This window comes from Brevibacterium sediminis (assembly GCF_013623905.1).
GTDB classification, from domain to species: domain Bacteria; phylum Actinomycetota; class Actinomycetes; order Actinomycetales; family Brevibacteriaceae; genus Brevibacterium; species Brevibacterium sediminis.
In genome coordinates, this window is sequence record NZ_JABKDD010000002.1 from 313,313 (window position 1) to 330,681 (window position 17,369).

The following is a 17,369-nucleotide window of genomic DNA, read 5'->3' on the forward strand; positions in this document are numbered from 1 at the left end:
TCTTTCGATCTCACATACTTGCAGCCCCAATTTGAACCGGTCCAAATTCAGAGTTCATCGCAATCGTCCAAACTTTTGGACCGGTTCAAAATGGGATCAGTGTGAATCTAATGTGATTCGGATCATGAAGTCAAGAGTGCCTCGTAATCTTTTCGCAAGTTGAGTCGAGATCGCCCCCGAAGCTCACTCCGGCGGCCGTCCTGTGTGAAGATGAAGCCATGGGATCAGCCGTCGGCGACGAATCACGGACCTCGGGGTCGAGGCCGACGATTCGTGATGTCGCGGCGGCCGCTGGAGTGTCGAAGTCACTCGTCTCCCTCGCTTTCAAGGACCCGCAGCGAGTCGGGGAGAAACGTCGCGAGCTCATCCTCCGGACCGCGCAGACGCTCGGCTACCAGCCGAACTTCCTCGCCCGTTCCCTGGCAACGGAAGGATCGCCGTTCGTCGGCATCCTCGTCGTCAATCTCCACAATCCGATCTTCGCCGAGATCGCTGACGCCGTCCGCGTAGAACTCGATAAACAAGGCGAGTACGGACTGATCACGAGTGCCACGGTAGCGAACCATCACGATCCTGCCCAGCCGTACGGTCGCATTGACTCGCGAGTCATCGCCATGCTCCAGGATCTCCGTCCGAAAGCGCTCATCGTCGTCGGCACCGTGATCGAGCACGAAGGACTCTTCGAGGGAATCCCGACGGTCTACGCGAGCGCCGAACCCCGCAGCGATTCCGGCTACACCTCGGTCCGGATGGATGACACCCAGGGCGCGGAACTCGTCATCGACCACCTGCGCGAGCTCGGACACGAGCGGATCGCCTTCGTCGGAGGACTGGGCGGAGCTGTCGCGAAAACCCGAGAGTTCGCTTATCGAAAGGCGATGGAATCACGCGGCCTGACCCCGATCGTCCGAGAAGCCGGCTTCTTCGAGAGCGACGGATATGCCGCCGCCACGGAGCTTCTCGCTTTACCGTCCCCGCCGACTGCAATCGTCTCGATCAATGATGTCTCCGCGATCGGCATACTCTCGGCAGCCGACGACGCAGGAGTGGTGGTGCCCGACGAATTGGCGGTCGTCGGCGTCGATAACATCCCTCTGTCAGCCCTGAAGAGGATCTCGTTGACCTCAGTGGATCCGCAAAACCAGATGATCGGGCGCCTGTCCGCTCAAGCCGTCTTCGACATCCTCGCCGACCCCAATGAACAGGCAAAACAACACCTCATCACACCGAAGCTCATTGTCCGGCAATCCACTGTTGGCGGCAACGCGGCCAGTGGATCGTAATGCCCACCCTCGCCGAGCCGGTCGACCGCGAGCTGCGCGACCGCGGCCGCGACGCACGCGCACAGAAGGAGAAGGCCTACCTCAAGAGCGCACTCGACCACTACGGAGTCAGCGTCCCTGACACCCGAGCGATCGTGCGGGCGGCGCTGCGCGGAGTCGAGCCGAGCGGGACGAAGCTGAGCCATGTTGAGGTCGTCGATCTCGCGCGGGAGCTGTGGGCGGTCCCCGTCCACGAACGTCGTGCCGCGGCAGCGATGGTGCTCATCCAAACTCAGGATCGCCTCGGCGCAGGCGATGCCAGCTTCATCGAGGGACTGCTCCGCGAGGCGAAGACCTGGGCGCTCGTCGACCCTCTGGCCGGGGACCTTGTCGGGCCGCTGAGCGAACGGGATACTGCCTTCGACCCCGTTCTCGAGCGCTGGGCAAGCGATGGGGATTTCTGGATTCGCCGCTCGGCCCTATTGGCGCACCTGGTCCCTCTGCGGCAGGGCCGCGGCGACTTCGACCGGTTCTCCCGATTCGCCGATGCGATGCTCGAGGAGAAGGAATTCTTCATCCGCAAGGCCATCGGCTGGGTACTGCGCGACATCTCGCGCAAACGTCCCGACCTCGTCTTCGACTGGATCCTCCCGCGCGCCCACCGCACCTCTGGGGTGACGATCCGCGAGGCGGTCAAGCGCCTCTCACCTGAACAGAGGGAGTCTGTGCTCAACGCCAGGTGAACGACTGAGCAGATTCCCCGAGCACCGATGGCACGCCTCGCATCGGCCCTGTCGTGAATCTATATGTCATGACAAATTGGTGCGCAGATTCTCTTTTGACATGACAAATTTGAGTGTAATGTGGTGAGCGCTTCACACAGAAAGAAGCACAACGACCACCGTGTCAGGCGCACCTCGACCGATGCCCGACACCGCCCCCTCATGCATTCGAAGGAGAATCACCATGCCGCAGCGCCTCGGAATCGCTGTCATCGGAGCCGGAATGGCCGGACGCGCCCACGCCTCGGCCTGGCGGACCGCGCCCACCGTCGGCACCGGCGAACTGCCGGACATCGAACTCGTCTCCGTCTGCGACATCGCCGGCGACCTCGCCGCCGCGACCGCAGCAAGGTACGGCTACTCTCGTCACGACACCGACTGGCACGACATCGTCAACGCCTCCGACGTCGACATCGTCAGCGTCGTCGTCGCGAATTCCCTCCATAAGGAGATCGTCGAGGCGCTGCTCGCCGCCGGCAAGCACGTCCTCTGCGAGAAGCCCCTGACCGACACCGTCGACGACGCCCGTGTGATGGTCGCCTCCGCCGAGCGCGCCGACTCGATCGCCCGACTCGGCTTCACCTTCCGTCGCGCACCCGGCCTCGCCGCGATCCGCGACCTCATCAACGACGGCACACTCGGAACGGTCAGTCACATCAACGCGTGGTACTGGACTGACTACGCCTGCTCCCCCACTGCTCCGATGAGCTGGCGCTACAAGGGCGAACTCGGCACCGGCGCCCTGGCCGATGTCGGCAGCCACCTCACCGACACCGTCGAATTCCTCGCCGGCCCCATCCAGTCGGTCTCCGGCGGACGCTTCCACACCGCGATCACCTCCCGCCCGCTGCCGCTGGGCCACGTCGTCGGCCACGACCACGTCGAGGTCAGCGACGAATACGAACCCGTCGGCAACGACGACTACGCGGGCTTCGGCGTCGAATTCCCTACCGGCTCGGGAGTCATCCAGGTCTCGCGCATCGCCGCCGGCCACCCCAACAGCCTCGGCGTCGAGGTCTTCTGCGCCAACGGATCGGCCAGCTTCGACTTCCGTTTCCCCGGCCAGATCGTGCTCAACCAGAGCATCGACGGCGCCGCCGCCACCGGACTGACGACGATCCAGCTCGGCCCCGACCACCCCTACATCGCTGACGGACTGCCCATGGCCGCCCCCGGCGTCGGAGTCGGACAGAACGACGGCTTCACCTTCCAGGCTCGCGCGTTCCTCGACGAGGTCGTCGGCCGCCCCGAAGCCGAATCGCTGCCGCGCTGCGCGCACTTCTCCGACGGCCTCCACGCCCTGCAGGTCCGCGATGCCGTCATCGCCTCGGCCAATGACAACGGAACCACGAAAGAGGTCACAGCATGAAGTACGGCGTCTACACGGCGATCCTCCACGATCGCCCGCTGCCGGAAGCTCTGTCCGTGATCAAGGGACTCGGTCTCGATGCTGCCGAGATCAACGTCGGCGGGTTCCTCCCGCCTGTGCACATGCCCACGATCGATGACATCCTCATCTCGGACGCTGCCCGAGACGAGTACCTCGGCACCTTCACCGAGGCGGGGGTCGAGCTGGCGGGTCTCAACGCCAACGGCAATCCCCTCCATCCGAATCCGGAGATCGGACCGCCGACTCTGGCCGACATCGAGCGGGCCATCAAGGTCGCGAATCGACTGGGCCAGACGCGCGTGGTGACGATGTCGGGTCTGCCCGGCGCCGATTCCGCGGCCACCGTGCCGACCTGGATCGTCAACCCGTGGGAGTCGTCCTACCTCGACGTCCGCGACGCTCAATGGGAGGCCGCGACCCCGATCTGGCGCAACCTCGACCGCCTCGCCGCCGACAACGGTGTGAAGATCGCCATCGAGATGCACCCGCACAACCTCGTGTTCAACCCCGCCACCCTCGAACGCCTCGTCGAGACGATCGGAGCGACGAACGTCGGCGCGGAGATGGACCCCTCCCACCTGTTCTGGCAGGGCATCGATCCCGTCGCAGCCGTCGACCACCTCGGCGAACTCGTCGTCCACGCAGCAGCCAAGGACGTGCGCATCAACGAGGCCGCACAGATCCACGGCGTGCTCGACGACCGCCACACCCGCTTCACCGGGGACCGGATCACGAACATCCGCGGCGGAGCGGCGATCAGCGCCTGGCCCAAGGGCTCGGCCTGGGACTTCGTCGCCCTCGGCAAGGGCCATGACCAGGACTTCTGGAACCGGTTCGTCGTCGCCCTGGCCCGAGTCGACCCGAACATGGCCGTGCACATCGAGCACGAGGACGAATCTCTCGGCCGGATCGAAGGACTCGAAACCGCCGCCGAGGTGCTCCTCACGGCCGCACGCACCGTGCCGTCCCCAGCCTGATCGACACGGTCGCGCAGTCGGCGTGCGACGCGTCCGACCGCGGCACAGCGACCACGCCGACTGCGTGAACTGAGGCGTTCGGGGACGGTGACCTGAGCGGGTCACCGTCCCCGAACCCTGGCGAGCCGAGTAAGCTCGAAACACAGATCCCCCGATGAGGCAGGAGCCAATGGCACGCGAACCCGAGACCGAACTCCCTGCGGAGTTCTTCGGCCCCCTCGACCGCTCCCCCGGTGCCGCGCCGCTCTACACCCAGATCGCACGCAAGCTCGAAGGCGCCATTGCCGCCGGCACGCTCGTGGCCGGCACCCGGCTCGAGAACGAGGTCGCGATGGCCAAACGCATCGGGCTGTCCCGTCCGACGATCCGCCAGGCGATCCAGGACCTCGTCGACAAAGGACTGCTGGTGCGTCGCCGCGGGATCGGCACGCAGGTGATCCAGCGCCCCGTTGCCCGGCCGGTCGACCTCACGAGCCTCTATGAGGACCTCGAGAAGTCCGGCAATCCGCCGTCGACTGTCGTGCTCTCGCATCGCGTCGAAGCCGCCGACGCCGAGGCGGCCGAACACCTCGGAGTCCCCATCGGCACACCCAGCCTCCACCTGCGGCGACTCCGTCTTGTCGGTTCGACACCGCTGGCGGTGCTGCACAATGTGCTGCCGGCTCCCTTCACCGACATCACCGCCGACGAGCTCGTGAGCACCGGCCTCTACGAGACCCTGCGGGCCCGCGGGGTCGTCTTCTCCGTCGCTCAGCAGCGCATCGGCGCGAAGGCCGCCGATTCCGCCGAGGCGGAACTGCTCGACATCGACACGGGGTCACCGCTGCTGACGATGAACCGCACGGCACTCGACCATTCGGGCACCATCGTCGAATGGGGCGATCACTGCTACCGGCCCGACCTCTACTCATTCGAGACGACCCTCGTCTCGCGCTGAGACGCACCGATCCGCACTTCGGCGATGCCTGCGGCCGCGACAATCAGTTACACCGCACACAACGGGGGCCATCCGGCATCGCGCCGTCACGCCTACACCGCACTCTCACACCCACCCGCCACCGCTGTGCCCGCACCCGAGAAATTTCTCCCGCAAGGGGGGTGACGAGGCACACGAACAGTGCTATTGTCATGACAAATACTTTGTCCTGACAAATACTCGCAACGGCATCGCCGCCGTAGAGAAGGAAGCTCCACCATGACCTCCTCGCCGACTTCGGCTCCTCGGACCTCACCGTTCGACCTCATCACCATCGGACGCATCGGCGTCGACATCTACCCGCTCCAGGACTCGGTCGGCCTCGAAGAGGTCGAGACCTTCGGCAAGTACCTCGGCGGGTCGGCCACGAACGTCGCCGTCGCCGCAGCCAAGCACGGCGTCGACGCCGCCGTCATCACCGCCACCGGCGACGACCCCTTCGGCCGCTACCTGCGCAGCGAAGTCGCCCGCCTCGGCGTCGACAACCGCTGGGTCGCCACGAACCCGGACTACAACACCCCCGTGACCTTCTGCGAGATCTTCCCGCCCGATGACTTCCCGCTCTACTTCTACCGCGACCCGAAGGCCCCCGACCTCGACCTCACCGAGGCCGACCTCAACCCCGAGCAGATCGCCTCGGCGCAGATCTTCTGGGCCACCGTCACCGGGCTGAGTGTCGAGCCCAGCCGGGGAACCCACCATGCCGCGTGGGCGGCGCGGAAGCGCGCCGGGCACACCGTCCTCGACCTCGACTACCGCCCGATGTTCTGGGAGTCCCCCGAGATCGCCAGCGCCGAGGTGGCCCGTGCCCTCGAGCACGTCACCGTGGCCGTGGGCAACAAGGAGGAATGCGAGATCGCCGTCGGTGAGACCGAACCCGAACGCGCCGCCGACGCACTCCTCGAACGCGGCGTCGAACTCGCGATCGTCAAACAGGGCCCCAAGGGAGTGCTCGCGAAGACCGCCGACGAACGCGTCGAAGTTCCGCCCTACCCGGTCGACGTCACCAACGGCCTCGGCGCCGGAGACGGATTCGGCGGCGCACTGTGCCGCGGACTGCTGGCCGGCTGGGACCTCGACTACCTGCTCCGCTTCGCCAACGTCGCCGGAGCCATCGTCGCCACCCGCCGCGAATGCTCGACCGCGATGCCCGCGACCGAGGAGATCACCACCGTCATCGGCGAACCCACCGACTCCGCTGCCGTCGCGGCCGGCGCGAAGGGAGACCACTCGTGACCACCGACGCCACCACGGCACAGACCACGGCCTCAGCTTCCGCCTCGGCGACAGCGAGCCCCATCGTGACCACCGACGCCATCGCCGAACTCCGCGAGGCCCGCTTCACCGACCCCGGCACGATCACCCGCGCCTGGCAGTCCCGCTCCCGCCGCACCATCGCCGGCGATGACTCCCGCCTCTTCATCGTCGCCGCCGACCACCCGGCCCGCGGCGCCATGAAGGTCGGCGACGACGCCCTGGCGATGGCCGACCGCGCCGACCTCATCACCCGCCTGGCCACCGCACTCTCGCGACCCGGCGTCGACGGAGTCCTCGCCACCGCAGAGATCCTCGACGACCTCGCCTTCCTCGGCCACCTCGAGAACAAGCTCGCCGTCGGATCGATGAACCGCGGCGGGCTCGCCGGCTCGAGCTTCGAGATCGACGACCGCTTCACCGGTCACACCGTCGACCAGATGGCCCACGACGGGATCGACCTGGCCAAGACGCTGCTGCGGATCAACCTCGGCGACCCGGCGACCGCCTCGGCGCTGCAGGCCAATGCCGATGCCGTCAATGCCTGCGCCGAGGCGAACCTGCCGGTCATGCTGGAGCCGTTCATGAACGAATGGGTCGACGGCAAGGTCCGCAACCAGCTGACCCCAGAGGCGGTCATCAACTCGATCGGCATCGCCCAGGGCCTCGGCGCGACGTCGACGCACACGTGGCTGAAGATCCCCGTCGTCGACGACATGGAACGGGTCATGGCCGCGACCACGCTGCCCACGCTGCTGCTCGGCGGCGAACGCTCGAACGACCCCGAGGCGACCTTCCGCAGCTGGGCGAACGCCCTGGCCCTGCCCGGAGTCCGCGGACTCGTCATCGGCCGCTCGATCATCTACCCCGCCGACGGCGATGTCGTCTCGGCCGTCGACCGCGCCGCCGCTCTCGTCCACGGAGAAGAGAGGATCTGAAATCATGATCAACGAATGGTTCCACACCGCGGGCTCCCTCGCCCGCGAGGGCTTCGACTCCGTCGTCGACGCAGAGATCGACGGCTGGGCACACACCGGATTCCGGTCCGTGACCTTGGGCGATGCCTCAGCATTCGCCATCCCGTCCGCACCGCGCACCGGCACGACCGCCTCGGCGAATGATCAGCACCCCACCTCCATCGACCTGCCGGCCGCCGCGGTCGAACGGGTCCTCGTCCCGCTCGCCGGTGAGTCCTTCACCGTCGACTACACCCTGGCCGACGGCAGCACCGGCGGCCAGACACTGACCGGCCGAACCTCGGTCTTCCTCGGCCCCGCCGACTGCCTCTACCTGCCCACCGGAGCGAGCGCGACCGTGTCCTCGACCGCCGGGCGGATCGCCGTCGCCGAGGCGCCCACCACCGAGGCTCGTCCCGTCCAGTTCCTGCCCGCCGCCGAGGTGCCCGTCGAACTGCGCGGTTCGGGGATCTCGAGCCGTCAGGTCCACAACTTCGCGACCCCGGCCGGACTCGACTGTGTGAAGATCATCGCCTGCGAGGTCATCACCCCGGGCGGCAACTGGTCGTCGTATCCCCCGCACAAGCACGACGAGGCGATTCCCGGCTCCGAATCCCGACTCGAGGAGATCTACTACTTCGAGACCGCGGTCTCCCGGGGATCGAAGGCCCCCGAGGCGGCCGATCCGTTCTCCCTGTTCTCGACCTACTCGTCGTCCGCGGGAGAGATCACCACCTCGGCGACGGTGCGCACCGGCGACATCGCGCTCGTGCCCTACGGCTACCACGGTCCGCTGGCCGCAGCCCCCGGCTACGACAACTACTACCTCAACGTCATGGCCGGCCCCGACGAGGAACGCGTGTGGCTCATCAGCGACGATCCGGCCCACGGCTGGGTGCGCGAGGAATGGGAGAACCTCGAATTCGACTCCCGCCTGCCCTACACGGCCGAGACAGACGCGACTTCGAAGGAGAAGTGACATGACGACAACGATGACGGTCGCCCAGGCGCTCACGACATTCCTCGCCCGCCAGTACACGGTCGACGGCGACGTCCGCCAGCGGACCATCGCCGGCATGTTCGGCATCTTCGGTCACGGCAATGTCGCGGGCATCGGCCAGGCCCTTCGCCAGCTCAGCCACGAGGAACCGGGAGCCATGCCCTACCACCAGGGCCGCAACGAACAGGCCATGGTCCACCAGGCCGTGGGCTACGCCCGGATGAACCGCCGGCGTTCGACCTTCGCAGCGGCAGCCTCGGTGGGTCCAGGTGCGGCCAATATGCTCACCGGCGCGGCCCTGGCCACGGCCAACCGCATGCCGGTCCTGCTCCTGCCCTCGGACACCTTTGCCACCCGCGTCTCCGACCCGGTCCTCCAACAGCTCGAACACCCTCACGACACATCACTGCAGGTCACGGACGCGTTCCGGCCGCTCTCCCGGTTCTTCGACCGGGTCGACCGTCCCGAGCAGCTCTTCTCCATCGCGCTGGCCGCGATGCGCGTGCTCACCGACCCGGCCGAGACCGGGGCCGTGACCATCGCCCTGCCCGAGGACGTCCAGGCCGAGCTCATCGAGGTCCCCGATGAGTTCCTCACCGAACGCGAATGGCACATCCGCCGTCCCCTGCCCGAACCCGGACCGCTCGACCGCGCGGTCGAGGCGATCCGGAATGCGAAGGAACCGCTCATCATCGCCGGCGGCGGTGTCCTCTACTCCGAAGCCGAGAACGAACTCAAGTCCTTCGCCGAGGCGACCGGAATTCCCGTGGCCACCACCCACGCCGGCGGCGGAGTCCTCGACCACGATCATCCGCTCAACCTCGGCGGGGTCGGTGCCACCGGATCGGCCGCCGCGAACCGGATCGCCTCCTCGGCGGACCTGGTCATCGGCATCGGCACCCGCTACAGCGATTTCACGACCTCGAGCCGCACCGCTTTCGACAACCCCGACGTCAGCTTCGTCAACCTCAACGTCGCAGGCTTCGACGCTTACAAGCACGGCAGCCGGTACCCGATCATCGCCGACGCCCGGGCCGGTCTGCTGGGACTGCACGAGCGCCTCGGCGACTTCCGGGTCGATGACGCGCTGACACGGAAGGTCGAAACGGAGAAGGCGAACTGGACCGCCGAGGTCGACGCCTCCACCGCGGCCACCGACGCCGAGCTGCCCGGTCAGCCCGAGATCATCGGCGCCGTCAACCGCGCCATGGGACCGCGCGACGTCGTCGTCCAGGCCGCTGGTTCCCTGCCCGGTGACCTGCAGAAACTCTGGCGGACCCGCGATGCGCTGGGTTACCACGTCGAATACGCGTTCTCGTGCATGGGCTACGAGATCGCCGGCGGACTCGGCGTGCGCCGAGCCATCGACGCCGCCCGCGACGACCGGGACGTCGTCGTCATGGTCGGCGACGGGTCCTACCTCATGCTGCACACTGAGCTGCTGACCGCGGTCGCCGAAGGGCTCAAGCTCATCGTCGTCCTCATCCAGAACCACGGCTACGCCTCGATCGGGCACCTGTCCGAAACGGTCGGTGCTCCGCGCTTCGGCACCTGGTACCGCAAGTACGACGCCGACGACCCTGAGTTCCGCACCGACGAGATCCTGCCCGTCGACCTCGCCGCGAACGCCCGCTCCTACGGCATCGACGTCGTCGAGATCGAGCCCGGGAACTCCGCGAGCGCCCGACTCGCCGAGGCGGTCGAAGCCGCCCGTGCCTCGGAGTCCTCCACGCTCATCCACATCAACTCCGACCCCTTGGTCTACGCCCCGGACGGCGAGGGATGGTGGGACGTGCCGGTCGCAGCCACCTCGACGATGGACGAGACCCAGGACGCCCGCACCGCCTATGAGGAGGAGCGCAGCACGCAGCGGGCGCTGCTCTGACCTCCTTCAGATCACCTGCGCATCACGCAACCCGATTCGAGACGCGCCCCCGCCCTCGATTCAGACGAACATCACCGACACCAAGGATTCACCCATGACGACGCAGTCACTTCGCATCGGCACCGCCCCCGACTCCTGGGGAGTCTGGCTGCCCGACCACCCCGGCCAGGTCCCCTGGCAGCGCTTCCTCGACGAGGTGGTCGAAGCCGGCTACACCTGGATCGAACTCGGCCCCTACGGCTACCTGCCCACGGACCCGAACCAGCTGCGCGAGGAACTCGGCAGCCGCGGCCTCAAGCTCTCCGGCGGGACCGTGTTCACGGGGTTCCACAAGACCGATGATCAGTTCGACCGAGCCTGGAAGCAGGCCGAAGCGGTCGCGGCGCTGACCGCCGATCTCGGAGGCGAGCACATCGTCGTCATCCCTGACCTGTGGCGTTCGGACACCACCGGACAGGCCCTGGAGTCGCGCACTCTCGACGACGAGCAGTGGGCCCGCATGGCCGCCGGCCACGACGCCCTCGGCAAGGCACTGTTGGAGGAGTTCGGTCTCCACCAGCAGTTCCACTCCCATGCAGACTCCCATGTCGGCACGCATTCCGAGGTCGAACGCTTCCTCGAGCTCACCGATGAGCGCTTCACGAACCTCTGCCTCGACACCGGCCACTTCTCCTATTACGGAGGCGACAACCTGGGTCTCATCCAGGACCACCCGTCCCGGATCGGCTACCTCCACCTCAAGCAGGTCGACCCGGTGAAGATCTTCGACGTGCTCAAATCCGATACTCCGTTCGGAGATGCGGTGGCCGACGGGATCATGGTCGAACCCGATCAGGGCATTCCGCCGCTCGACCCGATCATCGACGCCGTCGCCGCCCTCGATGAGAACATCTTCGCCATCGTCGAACAGGACATGTTCGGCTGCAGCGTCGACGCCCCGTTCCCGATCGCTCAGCGGACTCTGGCAACCATCCTCGGCTCGACATCAGCCGCGGTCGTCGACCGCTGACCATCAGACCACGAACACACAGGAGTGACAGTGAACGATTCCGCCCAACCACGAGACTTCCGCGTCGGCGTCGTCGGCGCAGGCATGATGGGAGCCGACCATGTCAAACGCATCACCTCTACGATCAGCGGAGCCAGGGTCTCTGCCATCGTCGACCCCGACGAGGCCAGGCTCGCCGCGGCGCTGGAGGACGCACCAGGGGCCAAGGGATACGCCCGCATCGAAGACGCTCTCGACGAGAGCGCTGTCGACGGAGTTCTCATCGCCACCCCCGGATTCCTCCACGAGCAGGTTCTCCTGCCCTGCCTCTCCGCCGGCCTTCCGATCCTCTGCGAGAAGCCGCTGACGACGGATCCGGAATCGTCCTGGCGGGTCCTCGAGGCCGAACAGGCCACCGGCAGACAGCTCATCCAGGTCGGCTTCATGCGCCGATTCGACCCCGAATACCGACAGCTGCGGGAACTCGTCGCGAACGAGCAGGCCGGTGAGCTGCTCATGCTCCGCTGCGCTCACCGCAATCCGGCGGTGCCCGACTCATATCAGCAGGAATCACTCATCAACGACTCGGTCGTCCATGAGTTCGATGTCGTGCCGTGGTTGGCAGGCTCCCCCATCGTCTCCCTCGAGGTCAAGCACGCTCGCCGCAACCGACTGACGCCCGAACGTCTCAAGGAGCCGATCCTCGTGCTCATGGAGCTCGAGAACGGAACGCTCGTCGATCTCGAGATGAACGTGAGCATCCAGTTCGGCTACCAGGTGACCACCGAGGCGGTCTTCGACTCCGGCATCGCCCGGATCGGAGAGTCCCACGGTATGCAGCTGTGGCATCAGGGACGTTCCGGTGTTGCCGAGCACGCCGACTTCACCACTCGCTTCGCCACGGCCTACGACAACCAGGTGCAGACATGGGTCGACGCGGCCAGGCAGGGAACCATCGCCGGGCCTTCGGCCTGGGACGGCTACAGGGTGGCCGTGGCCTGTCAGGAGGGCGTCGCCTCTCTTCTCGACGGCAAGCCCCGCACGCTCGACATCCCCAAAACTCCCGCCTTCTACCTCTGACCCGACAGCCCGCCCACTGGATCACCTGGAGCACCGATGAAGATCGCCTACGATCCCACCCCACTGCATCACACGCACCGACTGCTCGACTTCCCGGCCGCCACGGCGGATCTCGGGTTCGAACACCTGCAGCTGACCCCGCACCCGGATTTCGCGACCCACTTCCGCTACCCGAAGATGGACCGCGACCTCATCCGCCGATTCGGCCAGGCCGTCAATGCCGCAGGCATCACAGTGCCGGCTCTGCTGCCGGTGCAGCGGATCGCTTGGCCCGACGAAGCCAAGCGCGTGGCAGCGGTGAAGAACTTCCGCCGCATCATCGAGATCGCCGTCGACCTCGGTGTGGACACCATCAACACCGAGTTCAGCGGCCGGCCGGAAGCGTTCGAGGATTCCGAGGAATCGTTCTACCGGTCGATGGACGAGCTGCTGCCGATCATCGAGAAGGAAGGGCTGCGGCTCAACTTCGACCCGCACCCCGACGACTTCGTCGAAGACGGCCACGAGGCATGGCGGGTCCTGCGCGGACTCGACTCCGAGTCCATCGGCTTCGTCTACGTCGCCCCGCATACGTTCCACTACGGTGACTGCCTCGAGACCCTCGCCGACGAACTCGGCGAGCGCCTCCGCGCGGTCTACATCTCCGATGCCTACGATCACCGGGCCTCACACGGGCTGCGGTACATCGCGAATCCGCCGACCACCCCGGCGCGGGTGCACCAGCACCTCAAGGTCGGAGACGGCGACGTCGATTTCGACGCGCTCTTCGCCGCATTGCGGCGGACGGGTTTTCTCGACCGTCCGGGGTCTCTCATCGTGTCCAACGTCTTTGCCGAGAACGAGAACAACGAGTCAGTCAGCCGCTTTCAGAAGCGACGAATCGATGACCTGATCAGAGAGCAGGGAGGCCCGACAGTCTGACAATCGCAGCACCGAGCCGACCCCGCGTCGTCGGGCTGGCTCGCACCCACTGATCGAACCACATAAGCGCACCATCCGCACCACTACTGAATAGCCAACCTCAACCGCACCGCCACGGCGTGGTGCGGCTACCCCGTCGCGCCGCAATTCAGCGTTGCCGCGACGAAACGATTGAGAATCATTCAAAGGAGAGTGAACGCCATGAGCGGTCAAGTGAAATCGCTGGTGGAACTTCCGCCCGACACAAAGGGTCCGCATACCTCACGCCTGGGCATCATCGCCGTCGTCGCCACGTTCGGCGGCCTGCTGTTCGGCTACGACACCGGGGTCGTCAACGGTGCCCTCGAACCGCTGACGCACGACTTCGGACTGACTCCGCGGACCGAGGGCCTCGTCGTCAGCTTCCTCACCATCGGAGCCGCCTTCGGCGCAGTCGCCGGCGGACGTCTCTCCGACGCCTTCGGGCGACGCTCGAACATCATCCTTCTGGCGATGTTCTTCATCGTCGGAACTCTGGCGTGTTCGTTGGCACCGAACTGGCAGTTCCTCGCCGGAGCCCGGTTCTTCCTCGGCCTGGCGGTCGGCGCGGCTTCGACGACGGTACCGGTCTATCTGGCCGAACTCGCACCGTTTGAGAAACGCGGATCACTCGTGACCCGCAATGAGGTGATGATCGTCGTCGGTCAGTTCGCGGCCTTCGTCATCAATGCAGTCGTCTTCAACGTATGGGGTGAACACGATCATGTGTGGCGCTATATGCTCGCCGTCGCCGTGCTACCGGCAATCGCACTGCTTGTGGGCATGATCTTCCTGCCGGAGAGTCCGCGTTGGCTGATTTCGAAGAAGCGCGATGGTCAGGCGCTCGAGGTCCTCAAACTGGTCCGGTCCGACGAACGTGCCGAGGCCGAAATGAGAGAGGTCGAACTCCTCGCCGAGCAGGAAGAGGTCGCCAAAACCGGTGGGGTGTCGGACCTCGCCTCGAAATGGGTGCTCAGACTCGTCCTCATCGGCGTCGGCCTCGGCGTCGCTCAGCAGCTGACCGGTATCAATTCGGTGATGTACTACGGCACCCAGCTGCTCACCGATGCCGGCTTCTCCGCAGATGCCGCGATCATCGCGAACACGTTCAACGGACTCTTCTCCGTCCTCGGCGTCACCGTCGGGATCATGCTCATCAACCGCCTGCCGAGGCGGTTCATGCTTCTCGGCGGGTTCATCCTCACCAGCTCTTTCCATCTGCTCATCGGCCTCTCGGCCGTGTTCCTGCCTGACGGCACGTTCAAGGCCTACGCGATCCTCGTGTTCGTCATCCTGTTCGTCTTCTCCATGCAGGGAACGCTCGGACCGCTCGTGTGGCTCATGCTCGCCGAGATCTTCCCACTGAAGATCCGCTCGTTCGCAATGGGCATCTGCGTCTTCGCCCTCTGGCTGGCCAATGCCGCGGTCGCACAGTTCTTCCCGAGCGTGGTCAGCGGCCTCGGCATCGCGAACACGTTCTTCCTCTTCGCCGCCCTCGGCGTGCTGGCACTGCTGTTCATCTACTTCTTCGTCCCCGAGACCCGGAACAAGACCCTCGAAGACCTCGAAGCAGAGTTCCGCACGAAGTACGGTGAGTGACGTGACGAGTCCGTTCCCGCCCGCATTGCCGGCACTGGTCGTCCTGCCGCCGATGCTCACCCCACCGCCCGCATCAGCTTCATCGTTCATCTTCTTTCGTGAAGGAGCCCATCATGTCGATCCTCGTCGCCGTCACTGACCGCGCGGAAGGCGCAGCGGCAGTCACCGCCGCCATCGCCGAAGCCAGGCTCTTCGACACCGATCTCGTCATCGTTCCGCTCGGCATCGCCGCGTCGTTCGACACCGCCGCGCTCGACGAGAGCGGAATCAGCTACACCGTCGTCGCACGCAAGGGACGCGGCGACCGCGATCCCGCCGAGGCGGTCCTCGACGAACTCGAGGAACGCTCGGATGTCGACCGCCTCGTCATCGGGATGCGTCGCCGGTCCCGGGTCGGCAAGATGCTCATCGGCTCGGTGAGTCAGAGGCTGCTCCTCGATTCCCCGGTCCCGGTCCTCGCCGTCAAAGACTGATTAGCCGAACACGGAGCAGGGGTCGTCCGACGAAGATGCCCCCTACTCCGCGTTCCACAGCGCACGGTAATACCGGATCCGCAGTGCGTCCGGTTCGACTCCGTATGCCTCCCAGAAAAGAGACTCGTCATAGTCAACGTAATTTCACCAGTCGGGTGCCCGACTCTGGGCAGTTGATGTGATACTGCCGTTCCGCACGCCGAGGCGTCGGCCGCACCTGTGGCAGCTGACTGCTCGACCGGGCTGGGAAAAGCTCCGAGAGTCATGTCAGCGCCGTCCCTTACGCTGTTCCCAACGACAAAAGTAGCAGCTAACGTCGTTGCCTCAGGCGCTTTGTCGAGATTCGCGCCGTAACTCATAAGGGAAACCGTGGTGGAGTCCTCGTTCCAGCCGCTGTCCGTCCGGCGTGGGGTCAGATCCCCGTTCATGCTAAAGGAAGGAGTGCCAGACCATCTCCGAACGCAACTTGAGTCGATCCTTCGCAGTTGGATACGTGCCAACCGGTCTGATGCTCTGCTTTTAGCAACAACTCTGGAAATTACAGTTAAGCCAGATGCCAACGGGTGGATTGATTCGATCTTGCGAGCACTTCGGGATGACGATGTGATGCTCGACTTCGTTGATCTGTATCTCAGGGTGTCCACGCGTGAAGTCGGCCCGAAAGATGACGGTCCTGAAACTGTGAGCAACCTATTCAACTTGGGACATTCGGTCTGGAAAGTTAAGGCAGCACAATGGGACCCATGGTGCCTCGAGCGTCGAGTTTCAGATGAAGCGCTAAACACATACACGAATGCACTCGAGTTGAGGGACGGCGCAGCAAGGCACCTTTCGGATGCATGGAGAGCTGTCTTTTCACGGCAGTCAGATCCGTCCACAGCATGGTCATCTGCAACGAAAGCACTGGAGGCGGCACTTGCTCCCATCGTCGTGCCTAAAAGCGAAAGACCCCAGTACGGTCCCATAGTCAAGGCGCTCAAGGACAAGCCGTCGAAGTGGGATGCCGATCTAAGTGGCTCCACACAAAACGAGCGGGTACAAGGATTTATCCGGCTCCTCGAACTCGTTCCATATGCGCCCGACCGCCACGGCAAGCCCGACTTCGCTGATATAGATCCTGGTGCGGCCAGGTCGCTCGTTCTGATCACGACCACAATCCTTGAGATCATCAGAAACGATGGCCTGCGTATCAAATGAGAGGTATGGGAAGTGCGGCCGCGCTGAAGCGGCCGTACCAGTGGCACCTGACTGTTCTACCGACGAATCGGACCCGAGAACTGTGTCAGCGCCGTCCCTTACGATGTCCCCAACGACAGAAGTAGCAGCTTCCGTCGTTGCTGCAGGTGCGTTGTCGAGATTCGCGCCGTAACCCGCGAGGGAGTTTCTTATGTCGTCATGGGCAAGCATTGTTATCGGTGATTCGGAAAGTTCGTCGATGACGATTTCGTGGCGAGCAGAAGAGCTACGCGCCCTTCACCACGTCCTGTTCAACCGATTCGAAGACCCCAGCCTGCCGGGCCTTCGGGTTACTTTCCACATCGGCGAAAGCCGGAGCAACATCGAGCGCCATTTCTTTCTGACGCCAAATCGTCCGATTCACTTCGTTTATCCAAACGGTCAATTCCCGGACGTGAGCGAAGATCTCATCAAACTCATCGACAACCAAATCGACTTCGGACAGACGATCCATATGCCGTTGACAGCCGGCGTGGAGAGCGATTCGCTGGCACGGAGCTATCTCTTCGGAGACTCGGCAAATGATTGACCCTGCGATTCGCGAATCTGCGCTACCAGCAGAAACCGGAAGA

16 protein-coding genes are annotated in these 17,369 nt (G+C 65.1%); all 16 read left to right on the forward strand.

Annotation, left to right across the window (positions count from 1 at the left end; genetic code table 11):
* The first annotated feature begins 218 nt into the window (after nucleotides 1–218).
* The 16 genes from HK108_RS05880 to HK108_RS05955 all read left to right on the forward strand — a co-directional run bounded on the left by HK108_RS05880 (nucleotide 219) and on the right by HK108_RS05955 (nucleotide 17,326).
* Entirely contained in the window at nucleotides 219–1,283 is a 1,065-nt protein-coding gene (locus tag HK108_RS05880; protein WP_181270817.1) for a LacI family DNA-binding transcriptional regulator, read from the forward strand.
* Complete coding sequence (locus HK108_RS05885) at nucleotides 1,283–2,005, forward strand: DNA alkylation repair protein (protein ID WP_181270818.1); 723 nt, start codon at nucleotides 1,283–1,285, stop codon at nucleotides 2,003–2,005. Before HK108_RS05880 ends, HK108_RS05885 begins: the two co-directional genes overlap by 1 nt.
* A gap of 223 nt (nucleotides 2,006–2,228) precedes the next feature.
* A complete protein-coding gene (locus HK108_RS05890; protein WP_181270819.1) occupies nucleotides 2,229–3,413 on the forward strand; it encodes a Gfo/Idh/MocA family protein in 1,185 nt (394 codons plus the stop codon).
* Nucleotides 3,410–4,411: a sugar phosphate isomerase/epimerase family protein gene (locus HK108_RS05895; protein ID WP_181270820.1), complete on the forward strand. Its 1,002-nt coding sequence runs from the start codon at nucleotides 3,410–3,412 to the stop codon at nucleotides 4,409–4,411. Before HK108_RS05890 ends, HK108_RS05895 begins: the two co-directional genes overlap by 4 nt.
* A 169-nt stretch (nucleotides 4,412–4,580) precedes the next feature.
* On the forward strand, nucleotides 4,581–5,348 hold the full coding sequence (locus HK108_RS05900; protein ID WP_181270821.1) for a GntR family transcriptional regulator: 768 nt from the start codon (nucleotides 4,581–4,583) through the stop codon (nucleotides 5,346–5,348).
* 258 nt (nucleotides 5,349–5,606) lie between these two features.
* On the forward strand, nucleotides 5,607–6,623 hold the full coding sequence (iolC, locus tag HK108_RS05905; protein WP_181270822.1) for a 5-dehydro-2-deoxygluconokinase: 1,017 nt from the start codon (nucleotides 5,607–5,609) through the stop codon (nucleotides 6,621–6,623).
* Nucleotides 6,624–6,688: 65 nt separating this feature from the next.
* Nucleotides 6,689–7,579, forward strand: a complete 891-nt coding sequence (locus tag HK108_RS05910; protein ID WP_373284077.1) for a class I fructose-bisphosphate aldolase — start codon at nucleotides 6,689–6,691, stop codon at nucleotides 7,577–7,579.
* 4 nt (nucleotides 7,580–7,583) lie between these two features.
* A complete protein-coding gene (iolB, locus tag HK108_RS05915; protein ID WP_181270823.1) occupies nucleotides 7,584–8,576 on the forward strand; it encodes a 5-deoxy-glucuronate isomerase in 993 nt (330 codons plus the stop codon).
* Nucleotide 8,577: 1 nt separating this feature from the next.
* Nucleotides 8,578–10,482: a 3D-(3,5/4)-trihydroxycyclohexane-1,2-dione acylhydrolase (decyclizing) gene (iolD, locus tag HK108_RS05920; protein ID WP_229663956.1), complete on the forward strand. Its 1,905-nt coding sequence runs from the start codon at nucleotides 8,578–8,580 to the stop codon at nucleotides 10,480–10,482.
* A 94-nt stretch (nucleotides 10,483–10,576) separates the two neighbouring features.
* Complete coding sequence (locus HK108_RS05925) at nucleotides 10,577–11,491, forward strand: sugar phosphate isomerase/epimerase family protein (RefSeq protein ID WP_181270824.1); 915 nt, start codon at nucleotides 10,577–10,579, stop codon at nucleotides 11,489–11,491.
* Nucleotides 11,492–11,521: 30 nt separating this feature from the next.
* Nucleotides 11,522–12,550 carry a Gfo/Idh/MocA family protein gene (locus HK108_RS05930; protein WP_268236631.1) on the forward strand — a complete coding sequence of 343 codons (1,029 nt, stop codon included), beginning with the start codon at nucleotides 11,522–11,524 and terminating at the stop codon, nucleotides 12,548–12,550.
* A 36-nt stretch (nucleotides 12,551–12,586) separates the two neighbouring features.
* Entirely contained in the window at nucleotides 12,587–13,471 is an 885-nt protein-coding gene (locus HK108_RS05935) for a sugar phosphate isomerase/epimerase family protein (protein ID WP_181270825.1), read from the forward strand.
* A gap of 201 nt (nucleotides 13,472–13,672) precedes the next feature.
* On the forward strand, nucleotides 13,673–15,088 hold the full coding sequence (locus HK108_RS05940) for a sugar porter family MFS transporter (protein ID WP_229663955.1): 1,416 nt from the start codon (nucleotides 13,673–13,675) through the stop codon (nucleotides 15,086–15,088).
* Between the two features lie 113 nt (nucleotides 15,089–15,201).
* Nucleotides 15,202–15,561 (forward strand): universal stress protein, encoded by a 360-nt coding sequence (locus tag HK108_RS05945; RefSeq protein WP_181270826.1) that lies wholly within the window; start codon nucleotides 15,202–15,204, stop codon nucleotides 15,559–15,561.
* Between the two features lie 372 nt (nucleotides 15,562–15,933).
* Nucleotides 15,934–16,758 carry a hypothetical protein gene (locus HK108_RS05950; protein ID WP_181270827.1) on the forward strand — a complete coding sequence of 275 codons (825 nt, stop codon included), beginning with the start codon at nucleotides 15,934–15,936 and terminating at the stop codon, nucleotides 16,756–16,758.
* A 190-nt stretch (nucleotides 16,759–16,948) separates the two neighbouring features.
* A complete protein-coding gene (locus HK108_RS05955) occupies nucleotides 16,949–17,326 on the forward strand; it encodes a hypothetical protein (protein WP_181270828.1) in 378 nt (125 codons plus the stop codon).
* Nucleotides 17,327–17,369 lie beyond the last annotated feature (43 nt).